The organism is Thermodesulfovibrio sp. Kuro-1 (assembly GCF_006538445.1).
Taxonomy (GTDB): Bacteria; Nitrospirota; Thermodesulfovibrionia; order Thermodesulfovibrionales; family Thermodesulfovibrionaceae; genus Thermodesulfovibrio; species Thermodesulfovibrio yellowstonii.
Genome location: NZ_BJKS01000004.1, coordinates 123,424 through 139,604 on the forward strand (window position 1 = coordinate 123,424; position 16,181 = coordinate 139,604).

Consider the following 16,181-nt stretch of genomic DNA (forward strand, 5'->3'; position numbering starts at 1 on the left):
TTTATGAAACCATTTATTGACCTACAGGCACAATATGGAAACATCAAAGAGGAAATACTAAAATGTATAAATGAGATCCTTGAGAGTTCTCATTATATACTGGGTGAAAATGTAAAAGCCTTTGAAGAAGAAGTTAAATCATATCTTGGAGTATCTGAAGCCATCGGAGTCGCTTCAGGAACAGACGCACTTCATTTAGCTCTCAAAGCTTTAAATATTGGAAAAGGAGATGAAGTAATAACAACTCCTTTTACTTTTTTTGCAACAGTTGAGGCTATCCTTTATGTAGGAGCAAAACCTGTTTTTGTTGATATTGAAAAGGATACTTATAATATTGACCCTGAAAAAATTGAAGAAAAAATCACACCACACACAAAAGCTATTATTCCAGTTCATATATTTGGTGCACCGGCAGATATGTTGAAAATTAAGGAAATTGCTCAAAAATATAATTTAAAAGTAATTGAAGATGCTGCACAGGCATTCGGTGCTAAGATTGGCAATAAAAAAATTGGAAGTCTTGGTGATGTTGGTTGTTTTAGCTTTTATCCAAGCAAAAATCTTGGATGTTTTGGTGATGGAGGGATGGTTGTAACAGACAATGCTGAAATAGCACAAAAAATAAGAATACTCAGAAATCACGGCTCTCCCGGCAGATATATTCATGAAACAGTTGGTTTAAACTCAAGGCTTGATGAGATTCAGGCTGGAATTTTAAGAATTAAACTCAGATACATAGAAGAATATAACGAACAGAGACGAAAAAAAGCCTCTCTCTATACAAAACTGCTAAGTGATGCTGTAATCACGCCCAAGGAAAAGGATAATAACTATCATGTATATCATCTTTATAGTATACGCTCAATTTTTAGAGATAAAATAAAAGAAACATTAGCAAACCATGACATTCCTTCAGTTGTTTACTATCCTTTACCATTACATTTACAGAAAGCTTTAAATTTTTTAGGATACAAAAAAGGAGACTTTCCTGTTTCAGAGACTGTTTCAAGAGAGATTCTGTCTTTGCCAATATATCCTGAACTTCCAGATGATGAAGTTTATGAAATATCACAAATCATATTGAGATGTCTACAAAACTCTTAATAGTTGCAGGCGAGTCATCAGGAGAACTCTACGGGTCTTTGCTTGCTTCTCATCTAAAAGAAGACTTTGAACTTATTGGTTTAGGTGGAAAACATATGTCTAAGGCAGGGATCAAGCTTATTGGAGAAGTTACTCATTCTTTTGGAGCTCTTGAAGTAGTAAGTCAATTAAGAAAAATTAAAAAAAATATGGATATTGCAATAAAAGCTTTGAAAGATGTTCAGGGAGTTATATTAATTGATTTTCCTGATTTTAATCTCAGGCTTGCAAAGAAAGCAAAAGAATCTGGCAAAAAAGTTCTTTACTATGTAAGTCCTCAAATCTGGGCATGGAGGAAGGGGAGACTAAATATTATTAAAAGAGTTGTAGATTACATGGCTGTTGTTTTACCATTTGAAGAAGAGATATATAAAAAAGCAGGTATTCCAGCTCAGTTTGTAGGTCATCCTATATTTGAAGCGATGATTGAAGAACTAAAATCTGATTCTGAAGATTTCATAATTCAAAATAAAAAATTATTGAAAGATAAATTTGGAATCAAACAGGACAATGTAATTACGCTTATGCCTGGAAGCAGACCTTCTGAAATAAAGATGAAAATGCCCCTAATGTTGAACCTGATAAACTACTTTGATAGACAAAAAACTCATTTTATAATACCAAAAGCTCCTAATGTTGAATTTAACGAAGAAACTCTTAAAAAGCTCACATCCTTTGGAAATGTTACAATTTTTAATGAACAATCCTACACAGCCCTTGCAATGAGTGATGCCGCAGTAATTACATCAGGCACATCAACTCTTCAAGCAACTTTACTAAAGGTTCCCATGATAGTTATTTACAGAGTAAATCCTTTTTCTTACATTATTGGGAAAATGTTTATTAAAGGAGTGAAACATATTGCTTTGCCAAATGTAATAGCTGATTTTATGAATGAGGGAGATACAAGAGTGACAGAGTTTATTCAAAAACTTAATGTTGTAAAAATTGTAGAGAACATTAACCTGTTACTTTATGATACTGATTATAGAAGAAAAATTATCAATTTTCTTGATAATATTAAAAGATATTTTATCAATAAAAAAGCATCAGAGAACGTTGCCGAAATATGCAAACAGCTTTTTTGATATACAATCTTTTATATTTAATTGCATTAATATTTTTTCTACCATTGGAATATTTTAAAAGACCTACCTTTTTGAGAAAAAGATGGATAAAGGAAAAATTTGGATTTTTAGAAGAAAAAGAGCAAAATTTGCCTAAAATATGGATTCATGCAGTCTCAGTTGGAGAAGTAATTGCAGTATCAAGAATGATTAGAGAACTCTCAGAACATTATAAAATAATTCTGAGCACAATTACTGATACAGGGCAAAAAGTGGCACAGGAGAGATTTAAAGATTGCAATGTAAAAGTAGTTTACATGCCTTTTGATATTTCGTGGGCTATTAAAAGATTTTTAAAACATTTTAGTCCAGTGGCTATTATTCTTACTGAAACAGAACTCTGGCCTAATTTAATAAGAATTGCAAGCAAAACTGCTCCTGTAATCCTTGTAAATGGAAGAATAAGTGACAGGTCATTTAGAGGTTACTATAAAATTAAATTTTTTATAAAACATCTACTTAAAAAACTAAGCCTTATATGTGTTCAAGAAAATTCATACAAGGAAAAATTTATAACTCTCGGTGCAGAGGAAGAAAAAATTAATGTTACAGGAAATATGAAATTTGATATTGAGCTAAAGACAATTAATTTTCCATGGGAAAATAAGATCCCCCATCCTATAATTCTTGCAGGAAGTACCCATGAACCTGAAGAGGAACTTATTTTAAATTCTTTTATAAGTCTCGGTATAAACGGAACTCTAATCATCGCACCGAGACATCCCGAGAGATTTGGTGAAATTGAAACACTGATAAATCGCAAAATTACACAATCAGTAACAAAAATTCAATTTTCAAAATTAAGTGAAATGAAATCATTCTTCAGCCCTCAGCCCTTAGCCTTAATTCTGCTTGTTGACCAGATGGGTATTCTTGGTTCACTCTACCGTATCTGTGACATTGCTGTTATAGGTGGAAGTTTTATTCCACACGGTGGACAAAATCCTCTTGAACCTTCATACTGGAAAAAACCTATAATATGCGGTCCTTATATGCATAATTTTCCATTTATTGAGGAATTCATAAAAGAAAAAGCCTGTTTAATGGCTGATAAAGACTCATTAATGAATGTAATGAGAGAACTGGTGGAGAATTATGAACTTAGACAAACAACAGGCAATAAAGCTTATCAACTTTTTTTAAATAAATCAGGCGCTACCCAAAAAACTCTTAAACTACTTAAAAAATTTATCCCTTAACAAGAGTTTCAAGCAATAAAAGTTTATCAATTTGTCCTATTACAATGAGAGTATCTCCCTCTTTAATCAAAGTCTGAGATGTAGGGTTGAATTTCATTCTTCCATCTGCTCTTTTTATTCCAAGTATAATTACTCCAATGTCTCTTCCTATTCCGCTCTGAGCAATTGTTTTTCCAATAAGAGTTGAACTGGGAGAAACTTCTATTTCCTCTATCTGAATTTCAATATGTTCAGAACGAGTGGCAAATTCAAGAAAATCAACAACTGTAGGTCTCAAAACAGTGTGAGCAATTCTTAATCCACCTATAAAATAGGGTGATACAACTTTATTTGCTCCTGCTCTTTTAAGTTTAGGTTCTGCTTCCTTATCAACTGCTCTTGCCACTATAAACATATTCGGATTAATCTCCCTTGCGCTCAAAACTACATAGAGATTTTCTGCATCAGATGGCAATACTGTAATAAGCCCAGCAGCCTTTTCAATACCTGCAGATTTTAAAACTTCGTCATGAGTGGCATCTCCTTCAACATATATAATATCTTCATCTTCAGGCAAATTAGTCTTATTTTTCTCAATAATTACAACAGGAATATTGTTGGCTTTGAGTTCTTTAACTATGATACTACCCATTCTACCGTAGCCACAAATAACATAATGCCCTGATATGTTTTCAACTTTTTTTCTCATTTTTCTCTTTTTGAAAACCTCCTTTATTTCACCTTCAATTAATATTTTTGCTCCTACTGTCAGAGTATATGTAAAAACTCCGAATCCTGTAAGTATTAAAATAATAGTGAAAATTTTGCCACTCTCATCAAGCTCTTTAACTTCTTTAAATCCCACTGTGGCAAGGGTAATTACTGTCATATAGAGTGCATCAATAAACCGCATATCCTCAATAATCATATATCCAAATGTGCCAAAAAGAAGAATACTCACAAGAAGAATGGATACAAAAACAAACTTTCTGTGAATAAGATTAACAATCGCTATATAAATTACTGGCAACATGGGCTGAAATAAATTATAGCATAATGAGTAATCATTAGAGTTATACTATTTGGAGTAAACATGCTGGAGCTAATCAAATCCTATTTTAGCGATTATGATTCTCTTAAAGAAATTGCTGAAAGATGCCTTAATACTGAAAGATGGAATGGCAATGTTCTCCTGATGTTACTTGATGTGGCAATTACATCTGTTGGAGTGAATTATTTTCAAGTAGTTGTTCCAAAAGTAAGGGAATTTGAAGAGGAGTTTGTAAAAATCGGAAAGGTCAATTCTCTGTCAGACTTAGCCAATTTTAACTATGAAGAAGCCTTTCATATATGGAGAAATGTTCGCTCATGGCAGGTTTTAAAAGAAATTGCTGGATATCTGTCAACTTTATCGGATAATGATAGAGAGGCTTTAAAAACATGGGCAAAGGGTTCTTCTCTTTCAAGCTGGAAATCGGACCCTATCGGAAAAATCAAAGGTGTTGGGCTTATTACTTATCAATACTTAAGAATGATGGGAGGCATTGATACAGTCATGCCAGATAAAATTGTAAAGAGAGTCATAAATGAAATCCTCATAAAAGCAGGTGAAAAGCCCGTATATGATGATATGGAATTCATTCATACAGTTGAGGCTCTTGCAAAACAAACAGGCTACAAAGCAGTAGAGCTATGCTTTATGACTTGGTTTAAAGATAATTCTGAAAGAATACCCCTGATGCCTTAAGTTTTAATTCTTTTCCCAACAATATAAGCTTGTCCAAGAGAGATACAGGCGTCGTTGCTGGGAGTATTTATATGATAAAAAGGTTTTATGCCGAGTTTTCTCAAAGCTTTTATGGTTTCTTTTACTAAATAGGCATTCTGAAAAACTCCACCACTCAATCCAACAGTATCAAAGCCAGATTTTGCTCTAAAATGCTCTGTGAGTTCAAGGATAATTCTTATGATTGTATTATGGAATTTCCATGAGATACGAGAGATTCCTCGCTTACGCTCGGAATGACATGAAGAGTTAACTTCAGAGCGAAAAACATCCTTCAGTATTTCTCTAATCATTTCCCTGTAGTCTATAATTAAAGTCTCTCCCTCAGGGTAGCTCATTAACTCAAAGGGATAGCAATCTCTCTCAGAAAACTCCCTACCCTGCTCTATCAAGCTTTCAAGAGCAATTGCTGCCTCTGCTTCATGGGTATTGTAGTGACATACTCCAATCAAGGAAGATACACCATCAAAAAGTCTTCCCATACCTGATGAAAGGGGGCTAAATTGAGAAAGTCTCTTTATTTTAAGTATCTGCTTAATTTTTTCTTCTGAAACCTCTTTAAAAAGAGGCAGTTTCTTTATTAAATCCATATCCTCACCGAAGGCATCATCAATTAAAGAAAGTGCTATTCTATAACATTCTTTTATAGCATTCTCACCTCCGGGAAGGCTTATGGGTTTAAGATGAGCAAGTCTCTGAAAATCCTTCAAAGTGCAGTATAAAAACTCACTTCCCCAAATTGTGCCGTCTGTTCCGTATCCTGTGCCATCAAAGGCAATTCCGAAAAGCTCATCCAGTCCATGCTCTGCCATTAAGGAAGCAATATGACAGTAATGATGCTGAAGGGCAAAAGCAGGAATGCATTTTTTTTCAGCATAATCCTTTGCCCAGCTTGTTGAAAAATACATGGGATGAAGGTCATGCCCAACTGCCGATGGCTCTGTGCGATAAACGGCTTTGAGATTGTTTAAAACCTCCTCATAAAACTCTATTGTTTCAAGATTTTCCATATCACCTATGTGCTGGCTCATTATGGCATAGTCTGACTTTATTAGCGTAAAAGTGTTTTTTAAATCCGCCCCAGCACCCAAAACCTCGGGTAACTCTTCCTTTAAAAATATTGCCTTTGGAACAAATCCTCTTGCCCTTCTTATAAAATAAATTCTGCCTTCAAGCTCTCTTACAACAGAGTCATCAACTCTCATGAATATATCTCTGTTGTGTATGAGAAAAGCATCTGCAACATTGTTGAGTTTTTCAAGAGCCTCTTCATTTTTTGTAATAATCGGTTCTTCAGAGATGTTTCCACTGGTCATAACAAGGACATCAAAGTGAGGCTGAAGACTGAAGGCTGATGACCGAAGGGCTGAGTTGTCCTTGTAAGGCTGCGTAGTATCTGTTTTACTTTCATTTCGAGGCACAAAGTGCCGAGAAATCCCCTCCTCTGTCATTCCGAGGAGTGAAAACGACGAGGAATCTCCCCCTTTAGCTGGATAATAAAACAACAAATAATGAAGCGGTGTATAGGGCAACATAAAGCCAAGATAGGCATTATTTGTTGCTAATGCCTCTGGAAGATTGCACTGGGGCTTTTTTCTTAATAGAACTATAGGACGCATGAGAGATATAAGAATTTTTCTTTCTTCATCGCTTACAAAGCAGAATTTTTCAATAGCCTCAACAGAGGGAGACATGAGTGCAAAGGGTTTATTGCTTCTTTTTTTTCTCTTCCGCAATTCTTTAACCGCATCTTCATTTCTTGCATCACAGCAGAGATGAAAACCGCCAAGTCCTCTTATTGCCAAAATCTTGCCTTCTTTTATGAGCCTAATGGCTTCCGGAATTGGATTTTCAATTTCAGTTAAAGCACTACCTTCCTTTACAAAAAGCCTTACCTGAGGACCACAAACCGGGCATGCATTGGGCTGAGCATGAAATCTTCTGTTACTTGGGTCTTTGTACTCACTTAAACATTCAGGACACATTTTAAACACAGCCATCGTTGTGTTTGGTCTATCATAGGGAACTTTCATGGTGATTGTGTATCGGGGACCGCAGTTTGTGCAGTTTATGAAGGGATAGAGATATCTCCTGTCAGTAGGGGTAAAAAGCTCTCTCAGACAGTCTTCACATATGGAGACATCTTCTGAGACATGGGTAAATCCTGTTTCGTCAATACTTTCAATGATTTCAAAGGTTTTATAATTGTTTGGTGAAAGCTCAGTTTTTTTAATTGAGTAAATCTTAGCAAGCGGAGGAGGATTATTTTGAAGTTTACTAATAAACTCTTCAACTCTTTCACCCTCAATCTCAATTGTCACACCTTTTGAGGTATTTGTAACAAAGCCTTTTAGATTAAGATGTTGTGCAAGATTATAAACAAATGGTCTGAAGCCTACTCCCTGAACAACTCCCTTGATTTCAATATGAAGGCGTTTCATGTATTAGAATAACATTAACTCTCTTACAGGTGAGAAACTTTTTCTATGAATTGGGCAGGGACCGAATTTTTTCAGGGCATTTAGATGTTCTTTTGTGCAGTATCCCTTGTGTTTATCAAAACCATACATTGGATAGGCTTCATGATACTGCCTCATTATTCTATCCCTTGTTACTTTCGCTACAATGCTTGCAGAGGCTATTGAGGCGCTTTTCCGGTCTCCCTTTATTAGGGCTTTTTGGTCTACTTTTAATGCCGGTAACTCTACGGCATCTATTAATAAAAGCTCTATTTCTCTGCCGAGATTTTCAAATGCCTCCATCATTGCAAGACGAGTTGCTTCAAGAATATTAACTCTGTCAATCAGATCTACATCAACTATACCTATGCCCACAAAAGCATGATTGAGTATCTCTTGAAAAAGGCTTTCTCTTTGCTCGGAACTGAGCTCCTTTGAATCCTTTATACCTTCAATAAAAACACTATCCCTGAAACTTACGCATGCTGCGACAACAGGTCCTGCAAGACATCCTCTTCCAGCTTCATCAATTCCTGCAATTAGGCTATAACCCTGAAGCCGAAAAGACTCATCAAAGGCAAAAAGGCTCATGCCTTTTGATAGTCTGTTTTTTCTTTAACCTTTGCCTCTTTGCCCTTCTTTGTTCTCAGATAGTAGAGTTTTGCCCTTCTTACATCTCCTCTTCTTACCAGCTCAATTTTATCAATTATGGGACTATGAAGAGGAAATACACGCTCCACACCTACTCCAAAGGAGATTTTTCTTACTGTAAAGGTCTCCCTTAATCCTCCGCCTCTACGGGCAATGACAACTCCCTCAAAAACCTGAATTCTTTCTTTGTCTCCCTCTTTAACCTTTACATGAACTTTTACGGTATCACCAGGTTTAAAATCAGGAATATTAGACTTTTTAAATCTTTCCTCTATGGCTCTAATTATTAACTGGTTCATGGGCATCCTCCAGAATTTTTTTATTTATTTCAGAGCAAAGCTCCTTTAGAATTTTCATATCCTCTTGAGATAAGTTCTTCAACAAGTCAGGTCTCTTTTGAAAGGTAGTTCTCAAAGCTTCCCTTCTTCTCCAGAGAGCTATTTTTTTATGGTCTCCACTTAAAAGAATCTCAGGCACTCTCATTCCTTCAAACTCCTCAGGTCTTGTATAATGTGGATAATCCAAAAAACCTTTCATAAAAGAATCCTCTTCTGATGAAAGCTCATCTCCCAGTGCTCCGGGTAGCAATCTTACAATACTATCTATTATAACCAATGCTGGCAGTTCTCCACCACTTAAAACATAATCACCAATAGATATTTCTTCGTCAATGAAAGACTTAATTCTCTCATCAATTCCCTCATATCTTCCACAGATAAAGGTCAATACAGCCTCTTCCCTTGTAAACTCCAGAGCTAATTTTTGATTAAATCTCTTTCCCTGAGGAGAAAGTAAAATTATCTTCCTCTTCTTCCCATCGCTTTTTATGTGCTTTATGGCATTAGAAAAAGGCTCTATCTGCATAACCATGCCTGCTCCGCCACCATAGGGGTAGTCATCAACTTTTTTATGCTTATCTGTTGTAAAATCCCTTAAATTATAAACCTTCACCTGAGCAATCCCTCTGTTTAAAGCCCTTCCAACAATGCCATGCTTCAAGTAGCATTCAATAAATTCAGGAAATATGGTCAAAACTTCAAATATCATAAAAATCAAAAGAAAAGGGCGTGTAAAGCACGCCCTTTATTTAATTCACTTAATTGGACTATTCTAAGATTTCAAGGACGCATCTTTTGCCAACTTTTGTTCCAGCTGCGCCTAAGATTGTCCTCATAGCCCTTGCAGTTTTACCCTGTTTTCCGATAACCTTACCAAGATCGCTTGGAGCAACTCTGAGTTCATAAACAGTTGTTTTTTCACCCTCAATCTCAGTAACCTTAACCTCCTCTGGTTTGTCAACCAGTGACTTAGCCATTGTCTCAATGAGTGTCTTCATGCTCATGTTCTAACCTCCGTGCAAAAAGAGTAGTAAATACCCAAATGGGTATGTTAAGCAGAAACGCGTTCAATCAACTTTTTTACAGTATCCGAAGGCTGTGCACCCTTGTCAATCCAGTAATTAACCCTTTCCATATTTAGGTTAACTTCTGGCGGGTCTGTTTTAGGATTATATGTTCCAATAATCTCAATAAAAGGTCCATTCCTTCGGGCTTTTGCATCAGCCACAACAACTCTGTAGAAAGGCTTCTTTTTTGCTCCCAATCTCATTAGTCTTATTCTAACCAATTTCAACCTCCAAAAAATATTAATCCTATAACTTTTAAATATATTATATTATGTTGATTAAATGCAACTATTTATGCAAAATTTCTGATAAAGCAGAATAAATTTGCTCTGCAATTATTTCAAAATCATGCCTTCCTGAGATATCAAACCACATAATATCTTTTTCTTTTCTGAACCATGTAAATTGTCTTTTTGCATACATTTTTGTTCTTTTCTTTATAAGCCTTACTGCTTCATCAATAGAGTATAAATCTGCAAGACAACCTGCTATTTCTTTGTATCCAATTGCCTGCAAGGCAGGAAGAGGAGACAACGAAGTAGCATTTCTTTTTATCAAAGTTAAAACATTTCTAACTTCTTCAATTAAACCTGAACAAATCATTTTATCAACTCTTTCTTCAATTATTCTGTATAATTCTTTTCTTTCCCGAGTCACGCCAATTTTTATGAAATTGTAAGACAAAGGTTTGGTTAATTTCTCTTGTAATTCACTTATCTGCTTTTTTTCCTTAAAAAATACCTCCAATGCTCTGAGAATTCTTCTCAAATCAGAAGGATAGATTTTATCTGCTTTTATAGGATCAATTTCTTTCAGAAGATTATAAAGAAAACCCGGATTATCTCTTTCCTTATTCATTAACTCCATTCTTAAATTCCAATCAGCATCAGGACCTTCAAAAATTCCTTCAGTCATTGCTCTGAGATAAAGACCTGTTCCTCCAACAACCAGAGGAATCTTTTCTCTTTCAAAAATTTTTTCTATAACTTCTTTAACTATTTCAATATATGCACCTGTGCTGAAATAATCCCATGGATTAACAATATCAATCATATGATGTATGACTTCCTTTCTTTGTTCTAATGTAGGTTTTGCTGTACCAATATCCATATATTTATATATTTGCATTGAATCTGAACTTATTATCTCAGCATTTAAAAGTTTAGCAATTTTTATTGAAAGCTCGGTTTTACCTACACCTGTAGGACCTAAAAGTATAACAATTTTTCTTTTCATGATTTATTATAATAAAATCTGTTGATAAATCTTTTTAATATATTTATAATTAAAAAATGGATTTGATAGCACTACTTGGCTTAATTATAGGTATCGGTGCAGTTATTGCTGGTAATATAGCTGAAGGAGGCACAACGGCACATCTCATTCAGGCAGCTGCAGCTATTATCGTATTTGGTGGAACATTTGGAGCTGTTATTTTAAGTTTCCCGTTTAAAGATATTGTTACAGCATTTATGAGCTTAAAATTTATATTCCTGAGTAGAAAAGTTAATTTTGATGAGACTATTGATACCATCCTTGATTTATTAGTTATAGCCAGAAAAAGAGGATTATTAGCTCTTCAAGAAGAGTTGGATAGAATTGATGATTCATTTTTAAGAAGAGGTATTACTTACGTAATTGATGGAGTCTCTCCGAACATTATTAAAGAATCACTTAATCAGGAAATCTATGCATATGAAGAAATTATAAAGAGAGCTGCTAAGGTTTATGATTCTGCCGGGGGATATGCACCGACAATTGGTATTATTGGAGCTATTTTAGGACTTATTCATGTTCTTAAAAATGTTGCAGATCCATCAAAAATCGGCATAGGAATAGCAACAGCCTTTGTTGCAACTATTTACGGAGTTGGTTCAGCAAATCTTATATTTATTCCCATTGCAAAAAGAATAGTTAATAAACTTGAAGATGAAATTCTTCTTATGGAACTCATGATTGAAGGCATATTGGGCATTGAGGCAGGTATGAATCCATACTTTTTAAGAGCAAAGCTTGAGTCATTTGTCAGGGAACGTCAAAAGGAAAGAATATGAGAGTTAGAAAAAGAAACAACAATAATGAAGAGGAAAATGTACATCGCTGGCTTATATCATATTCTGATTTTTTAACTCTTTTATTCACTTTTTTTGTTGCTCTTTATGCTCTATCTTCAGTTGATGTGACAAAGGCAGAAAAAATGACAAGTTCTTTAAGAAAGGTCTTCAAGGTTATTGATGAACCTGTCTCATTTGAAGAAGATCGTAATAAAGCAATTATTGAAGACCTCAGAAAACTTTTAAATGATATTTCAGGTATAAATATAAAGTCAGATGCAAGAGGCATTGTAATAACCCTGCCTGATTCACTTCTATTCAGTTCAGGTTCTGCTGAGCTAAAGCCTGAATCCACTGACGCACTTACAAGAATTGCTGAGAAATTAAAAGAACTTCCAGGGAAAGTGGCAATAGAGGGACATACCGATAATATTCCCATTAGTTCTTCTGTTTATAAATCAAACTGGGAATTGTCAGCAGCAAGAGCGTCATCAGTACTTCATTTTTTATTACAACGAGGACTTTCTCCAGATAGATTTTTGATTGCCGGATACGGAGAATACAAACCTGTAGCTACTAATGATACTGATGAAGGAAGAGCAAAAAATAGAAGAGTTGAACTTATTATATTGAGGTAATTATAATGGGAAATATGGAAGAAACATATCAAAGAATGAGAGAGTTTTCAAGAGTGGATGCTGTTATCCCTCTTGGAGTAAGATTAATTTCTTCTGAAGAAAAACCGAGAATAAAGGCAAGAATCTCTGGAGAAATTAATTTTGCCCGTCCTCCTCTTGATGAACCAGCGGATAAAGCACTGGCAGAATGGATAAAAATGATTAATTCAAAGCTTGATTATCTTATCAATCTCTGGAGCTTTAAAGAAGAAGGTTTTTCATCTTTAGCAACAACTGAAGTAAATATAAGTGGGGGTGGAATGAGTTTTGTCTCTGATTTATCCTATAACAAAGGAGATATCCTTGAATTGAAAGCAGTTCTTGAATCACCTTCTCCTGTGGCATTATTCCTTTACGGAGAAGTTGTAAAATGTGAAATGATAAATAATGCTTACAGAGTAGCTGTAAAATTTATCAATATAGAGGAGGATATCAGAGACTACATTATAAGATTTGTTTTCCACCGCCAAAGACAGTTACTCAGACAAAAAAGGGAAATATAATGCTTGTAGTAATCGGTGGATTAGTTGTTTTAGGCAGTATAGTTGGTGGTTATCTTCTGGAAAAAGGTAACCTTTCTGTACTTTTTCAACCCGCTGAAGTTCTTATAATATTCGGTGCTGCTATAGGTGCACTTGTGATAGCCTCTCCCCCTCATGTATTAAGAGGAGTAATAAAAGGGACAATTACCACAATTACAGGCGCAAAAGGTTATTCAAAAAGAGACTATATGGATACACTACTCCTTTTAAGTGAACTTTTTACAAAAATTAGAAAAGAAGGACTTATATCAATTGAACAGGATGTAGAAGAACCAGAAAATAGCACTATCTTTTCTAAATACCCAAAGTTTCTGAAAAATCATCATGCAATGGCACTTCTCACAGATACTCTGAGGACAGTAATGACAACAACTGTTTCTCCATACGAACTTGAAAGTATTCTTGATAGTGAAATTGAAACATTGCATGAAACAGAATCAGGACCTGTAAGAAATCTTCTTACTATTGCTGATAGCCTTCCAGGACTTGGAATTGTTGCAGCAGTCTTAGGAGTTGTTTTAACAATGGGCAAAATGAAAGAACCCCCTGAAGTTATAGGACACTCTGTAGGAGCTGCACTTGTTGGAACATTTATGGGAGTGTTAATGTGCTATGGATTTGTTGGTCCGCTTGCAAAACGCCTTGAAGCAAGTGTAAATCACGAAAAGGAATATCTACAAATAATTAAGGCAGCACTTGTAGCGTTTGTGAGTGGCTCTGCTCCTCAGATTGCTGTTGAGTTTGCTCGCAGAACTATACCTCCCCATTTAAGACCTACATTCCATGAATTAGAAGAAGAAATAAGGGCTTTAAAGAGTGGCAGATAAATCCAAAACAACAATTATAGTTAAAAAAATTAAAAAAGGGCATGAAGCCCATCATGGCGGAAGTTGGAAAGTAGCCTATGCTGACTTTACAACAGCTATGATGGCTTTCTTTTTGCTTTTATGGTTACTTTCAATGCTTGATCCTGTTAAAAGAGCTGCAATTGCTGATTATTTTAGATACTTCAATCTTTTAGAATCTGGACAGTCATTTATGCAGCAGTCCTCAGCAATTCAACAAGAAGTTAAAACATCAGTTCAAGAATCAACACCATCAGAGACGCGTGCCAAAAGATTTGAAGAACAATTTAAAAAGACAATAGAGGAAAAACTTAAAGAACTAAAAGACCATATAATGATAGATACAGTTGAAGGAGGCGTGAGGATTCAGATTGTTGATCTTGAAGGTGAACCAATGTTTCCTCTTTCATCTGCTGAACCCACTGAAAAAGCTCGTGAAATTTTAAAGGTGGTTGCAGAAAACATAAAAGATGAACCAGCACGTGTGGCAGTAGAAGGACATACAGATGCTGTGCCATTCAGGGGAGGTAAAACAACAAACTGGGAACTTTCAACAGCAAGAGCATCTTCAGCAAGAAGAGAAATTGAAAGATACGGAGTTGCACCAGAAAAAATTGCAAGGGTTGTTGGTTATGCTGATACACTACCTTTAATAAAGGACGATCCCAAGGACCCAAGAAACAGAAGAATCAGCATTATACTTATGTTTGAAAAGGAAAAACAAGGGTAAGTGCATTCTTTATGACTTTAATTTCTGCTGGAGTCTTCCCAAAATAATCACCATCTATCTGAATATGAGCGTCACCTGAAATGTTTAAATTTTCAGTTTTAAAATAATCAGTATTTTTCATCTTAAGATGAAAACCAAATAATATTCCTAATATTTGAAAAATAAGCCCTATCCTGGATTTGGTTTTTGATAGAAATGTATATAAACAAGGATCTGTTAAATTTGCATCAGGTGCAATTTTAAAGTTTCCTCCATAACATGATGCTTTGCATACAACAGCACTATATGCTTTCTTGGGTTCTGAATTATTCACTATAAGTTCAGTGGGTGTATATTTAAATAATGTTTTAATACCACTTAAAATATAAGCGATTTTTCTGAGATATTTCTTTTTTTGCGGATTTACTCCAAATACAGCCATTCCGTCAAAACCAACTCCTGCCATAAGAATAAAAAGTCTTTGTTTTTGTTGATTTTCTATAATGCCAAGATGAACCCTTTGAGTTTTACCTGCAACTGCTATCTCAACTGCCTTTTCTATATTTTTCGGAATTTTTAACTCTTTTGCAAGCACTGAAGTTGTTCCCATTGGAAGAATTGCCATTGGAATCTGAGAAAAGGCAAGTCCATTTACAACTTCATTATATGTTCCATCTCCACCTGCTACAATAACAAGAATTTTGCCACTATGATTTTCCTTTATTTTTTTAGCAAAATGCTCTGCATCACCTCGCTTTTTGGTAAGAAGCGTTTCAAAGTGAATACCCCTTTGTCTGAGGATTTCCTGTGCTTTTTCTATCCTCTTTAGAGCTCCTCCTCCACCAGCAATGGGATTTCCTATAAGAAAAACTTTATCATACCTCATATTACTAACACAGGTTTTCTTTCAAGATAATTTGTTAATTTTTCAATATCACAGGGAGTTTTAACAAAAAATGCCCTTCCTCCAATAGTTTCGCCCTTATTTTTTATATTTGTTATTCTTAAATATCCTAAATCTCTTGATGCAATGTATCCTATAGTATAATCTGGATTATCAGAAATGCATAGTTCTGCAACTACTTCAGGATATGATGCGACCTTAGAGGCAATTGTAATAGCCTCAATTACTCTTTGAGGCTGCGTTGAGAGATTTTTAATTTGCCTTATAAGTTTCATTCTTTTCCTCTTATCCATATGAATTCGGGATACTCTAATGCCTCTTGTTTTATCTCTTTCCAATCGCTCTCCTGTAATTGAATCTATAAGAGTAGCTCCTCTCATTGGATATTTTTTTATTACTTCAAAGGCTGAAAATAAAGCTTTATCAGAAATACCTATGGAGCTTAGCTTTTCACTTATTAGACAAAAAGCTTCTTCTGGAGAGTTAGTGAAAAATGTATTTACAGGAAGCGCAGAGACTGTCTGAATCTCCTCATTTATTCTCTCTACTGTAATCACAACCTTATCTGGCTTGCCTTTTGAATGTTCAAAAGCTCTTTTAAAAAGTTGTTTTAAAACTCTCTCAATCTGTGAATAATCGTATATCCCCTCTGCTCCAGAGATATGTTTTTCTATATTATTTTCTTTTTTAGATGCTCTCAT

19 protein-coding genes are annotated in these 16,181 nt (G+C 35.0%); 9 read left to right on the forward strand and 10 right to left on the reverse strand.

Translation table 11 applies throughout. From position 1 onward, the window contains the following. Positions 1-3: 3 nt before the first annotated feature. The 3 genes from FLY87_RS06530 to FLY87_RS06540 are packed head-to-tail and all read left to right on the forward strand — an operon-like array spanning position 4 to position 3,469. Positions 4-1,104 carry a DegT/DnrJ/EryC1/StrS aminotransferase family protein gene (locus FLY87_RS06530; RefSeq protein ID WP_141266636.1) on the forward strand — a complete coding sequence of 367 codons (1,101 nt, stop codon included), beginning with the start codon at positions 4-6 and terminating at the stop codon, positions 1,102-1,104. Continuing rightward, positions 1,086-2,231: a lipid-A-disaccharide synthase gene (gene lpxB, locus FLY87_RS06535; RefSeq protein WP_141266638.1), complete on the forward strand. Its 1,146-nt coding sequence runs from the start codon at positions 1,086-1,088 to the stop codon at positions 2,229-2,231. Before FLY87_RS06530 ends, lpxB begins: the two co-directional genes overlap by 19 nt. Beyond that, entirely contained in the window at positions 2,213-3,469 is a 1,257-nt protein-coding gene (locus FLY87_RS06540) for a 3-deoxy-D-manno-octulosonic acid transferase (RefSeq protein WP_141266640.1), read from the forward strand. The genes lpxB and FLY87_RS06540 overlap by 19 nt, the downstream gene beginning before the upstream one ends. Here FLY87_RS06540 and FLY87_RS06545 read toward each other — a convergent pair. Further along, a complete protein-coding gene (locus FLY87_RS06545; RefSeq protein WP_141266642.1) occupies positions 3,459-4,481 on the reverse strand; it encodes a TrkA family potassium uptake protein in 1,023 nt (340 codons plus the stop codon). The two genes, FLY87_RS06540 and FLY87_RS06545, sit on opposite strands and share 11 nt — an antisense overlap. Before the next feature lie 60 nt (positions 4,482-4,541). Between FLY87_RS06545 and FLY87_RS06550 the strand changes: the two genes are divergently transcribed. Next, complete coding sequence (locus FLY87_RS06550; protein ID WP_141266644.1) at positions 4,542-5,195, forward strand: hypothetical protein; 654 nt, start codon at positions 4,542-4,544, stop codon at positions 5,193-5,195. On the opposite strand, the gene FLY87_RS06555 is transcribed toward FLY87_RS06550, so the two are convergent. The 7 genes from FLY87_RS06555 to miaA all read right to left on the reverse strand — a co-directional run bounded on the left by FLY87_RS06555 (position 5,192) and on the right by miaA (position 10,985). Further along, positions 5,192-7,675: a carbamoyltransferase HypF gene (locus FLY87_RS06555; protein ID WP_141266646.1), complete on the reverse strand. Its 2,484-nt coding sequence runs from the start codon at positions 7,673-7,675 to the stop codon at positions 5,192-5,194. The genes FLY87_RS06550 and FLY87_RS06555 overlap by 4 nt on opposite strands. A gap of 3 nt (positions 7,676-7,678) precedes the next feature. Then, the gene (locus FLY87_RS06560; RefSeq protein ID WP_141266647.1) at positions 7,679-8,284 is read right to left on the reverse strand and encodes a ribonuclease HII; all 606 of its coding nucleotides are present in this window, start codon (positions 8,282-8,284) and stop codon (positions 7,679-7,681) included. Next, positions 8,281-8,643 carry a 50S ribosomal protein L19 gene (rplS, locus tag FLY87_RS06565; protein WP_012545830.1) on the reverse strand — a complete coding sequence of 121 codons (363 nt, stop codon included), beginning with the start codon at positions 8,641-8,643 and terminating at the stop codon, positions 8,281-8,283. The genes FLY87_RS06560 and rplS overlap by 4 nt, the downstream gene beginning before the upstream one ends. After that, positions 8,624-9,391, reverse strand: a complete 768-nt coding sequence (trmD, locus tag FLY87_RS06570; protein WP_012545349.1) for a tRNA (guanosine(37)-N1)-methyltransferase TrmD — start codon at positions 9,389-9,391, stop codon at positions 8,624-8,626. Before trmD ends, rplS begins: the two co-directional genes overlap by 20 nt. 58 nt (positions 9,392-9,449) lie before the next feature. After that, positions 9,450-9,680 (reverse strand): KH domain-containing protein, encoded by a 231-nt coding sequence (locus FLY87_RS06575; protein WP_028841925.1) that lies wholly within the window; start codon positions 9,678-9,680, stop codon positions 9,450-9,452. A 53-nt stretch (positions 9,681-9,733) separates the two neighbouring features. Then, positions 9,734-9,970 (reverse strand): 30S ribosomal protein S16, encoded by a 237-nt coding sequence (gene rpsP, locus FLY87_RS06580; RefSeq protein WP_012545141.1) that lies wholly within the window; start codon positions 9,968-9,970, stop codon positions 9,734-9,736. A gap of 67 nt (positions 9,971-10,037) precedes the next feature. Continuing rightward, positions 10,038-10,985 carry a tRNA (adenosine(37)-N6)-dimethylallyltransferase MiaA gene (miaA, locus tag FLY87_RS06585; RefSeq protein WP_012546758.1) on the reverse strand — a complete coding sequence of 316 codons (948 nt, stop codon included), beginning with the start codon at positions 10,983-10,985 and terminating at the stop codon, positions 10,038-10,040. Positions 10,986-11,041: 56 nt separating this feature from the next. Between miaA and FLY87_RS06590 the strand changes: the two genes are divergently transcribed. Genes FLY87_RS06590 through FLY87_RS06610 form a run of 5 tightly spaced genes read left to right on the forward strand, consistent with a single transcriptional unit; the run spans position 11,042 to position 14,597 of the window. After that, positions 11,042-11,803: a flagellar motor protein gene (locus FLY87_RS06590; RefSeq protein ID WP_012545908.1), complete on the forward strand. Its 762-nt coding sequence runs from the start codon at positions 11,042-11,044 to the stop codon at positions 11,801-11,803. Further along, positions 11,800-12,441 carry an OmpA family protein gene (locus FLY87_RS06595; RefSeq protein WP_012545014.1) on the forward strand — a complete coding sequence of 214 codons (642 nt, stop codon included), beginning with the start codon at positions 11,800-11,802 and terminating at the stop codon, positions 12,439-12,441. Before FLY87_RS06590 ends, FLY87_RS06595 begins: the two co-directional genes overlap by 4 nt. A gap of 5 nt (positions 12,442-12,446) precedes the next feature. Next, positions 12,447-12,983, forward strand: coding sequence for a PilZ domain-containing protein (locus FLY87_RS06600; protein ID WP_012545221.1), 537 nt, complete (start codon positions 12,447-12,449; stop codon positions 12,981-12,983). Continuing rightward, positions 12,983-13,849, forward strand: coding sequence for a flagellar motor stator protein MotA (gene motA / locus FLY87_RS06605; protein WP_012546161.1), 867 nt, complete (start codon positions 12,983-12,985; stop codon positions 13,847-13,849). Before FLY87_RS06600 ends, motA begins: the two co-directional genes overlap by 1 nt. Then, positions 13,839-14,597 carry a flagellar motor protein MotB gene (locus tag FLY87_RS06610; RefSeq protein ID WP_012546155.1) on the forward strand — a complete coding sequence of 253 codons (759 nt, stop codon included), beginning with the start codon at positions 13,839-13,841 and terminating at the stop codon, positions 14,595-14,597. The genes motA and FLY87_RS06610 overlap by 11 nt, the downstream gene beginning before the upstream one ends. On the opposite strand, the gene FLY87_RS06615 is transcribed toward FLY87_RS06610, so the two are convergent. Further along, positions 14,569-15,462, reverse strand: coding sequence for a diacylglycerol kinase family protein (locus FLY87_RS06615; RefSeq protein ID WP_012545034.1), 894 nt, complete (start codon positions 15,460-15,462; stop codon positions 14,569-14,571). The genes FLY87_RS06610 and FLY87_RS06615 overlap by 29 nt on opposite strands. Next, positions 15,459-16,181 (reverse strand): 6-carboxyhexanoate--CoA ligase, encoded by a 723-nt coding sequence (locus FLY87_RS06620; protein ID WP_051345777.1) that lies wholly within the window; start codon positions 16,179-16,181, stop codon positions 15,459-15,461. Before FLY87_RS06620 ends, FLY87_RS06615 begins: the two co-directional genes overlap by 4 nt.

What these genes read in the sequence shown, in the direction of transcription:
- FLY87_RS06575 (WP_028841925.1), bottom strand. Translation starts at nt 9,680, where the DNA reads ATGAAGACACTCATTGAGACAATGGCTAAGTCACTGGTTGACAAACCA.
- FLY87_RS06555 (WP_141266646.1), bottom strand. Translation starts at nt 7,675, where the DNA reads ATGAAACGCCTTCATATTGAAATCAAGGGAGTTGTTCAGGGAGTAGGC.
- trmD (WP_012545349.1), bottom strand. Translation starts at nt 9,391, where the DNA reads ATGATATTTGAAGTTTTGACCATATTTCCTGAATTTATTGAATGCTAC.
- FLY87_RS06545 (WP_141266642.1), bottom strand. Translation starts at nt 4,481, where the DNA reads ATGTTGCCAGTAATTTATATAGCGATTGTTAATCTTATTCACAGAAAG.
- miaA (WP_012546758.1), bottom strand. Translation starts at nt 10,985, where the DNA reads ATGAAAAGAAAAATTGTTATACTTTTAGGTCCTACAGGTGTAGGTAAA.
- FLY87_RS06560 (WP_141266647.1), bottom strand. Translation starts at nt 8,284, where the DNA reads ATGAGCCTTTTTGCCTTTGATGAGTCTTTTCGGCTTCAGGGTTATAGC.
- rplS (WP_012545830.1), bottom strand. Translation starts at nt 8,643, where the DNA reads ATGAACCAGTTAATAATTAGAGCCATAGAGGAAAGATTTAAAAAGTCT.
- FLY87_RS06550 (WP_141266644.1), top strand. Translation starts at nt 4,542, where the DNA reads ATGCTGGAGCTAATCAAATCCTATTTTAGCGATTATGATTCTCTTAAA.
- FLY87_RS06530 (WP_141266636.1), top strand. Translation starts at nt 4, where the DNA reads ATGAAACCATTTATTGACCTACAGGCACAATATGGAAACATCAAAGAG.
- FLY87_RS06600 (WP_012545221.1), top strand. Translation starts at nt 12,447, where the DNA reads ATGGGAAATATGGAAGAAACATATCAAAGAATGAGAGAGTTTTCAAGA.
- FLY87_RS06540 (WP_141266640.1), top strand. Translation starts at nt 2,213, where the DNA reads ATGCAAACAGCTTTTTTGATATACAATCTTTTATATTTAATTGCATTA.
- lpxB (WP_141266638.1), top strand. Translation starts at nt 1,086, where the DNA reads ATGTCTACAAAACTCTTAATAGTTGCAGGCGAGTCATCAGGAGAACTC.
- FLY87_RS06590 (WP_012545908.1), top strand. Translation starts at nt 11,042, where the DNA reads ATGGATTTGATAGCACTACTTGGCTTAATTATAGGTATCGGTGCAGTT.
- FLY87_RS06620 (WP_051345777.1), bottom strand. Translation starts at nt 16,181, where the DNA reads ATGAGAGCATCTAAAAAAGAAAATAATATAGAAAAACATATCTCTGGA.
- FLY87_RS06595 (WP_012545014.1), top strand. Translation starts at nt 11,800, where the DNA reads ATGAGAGTTAGAAAAAGAAACAACAATAATGAAGAGGAAAATGTACAT.
- motA (WP_012546161.1), top strand. Translation starts at nt 12,983, where the DNA reads ATGCTTGTAGTAATCGGTGGATTAGTTGTTTTAGGCAGTATAGTTGGT.
- FLY87_RS06615 (WP_012545034.1), bottom strand. Translation starts at nt 15,462, where the DNA reads ATGAGGTATGATAAAGTTTTTCTTATAGGAAATCCCATTGCTGGTGGA.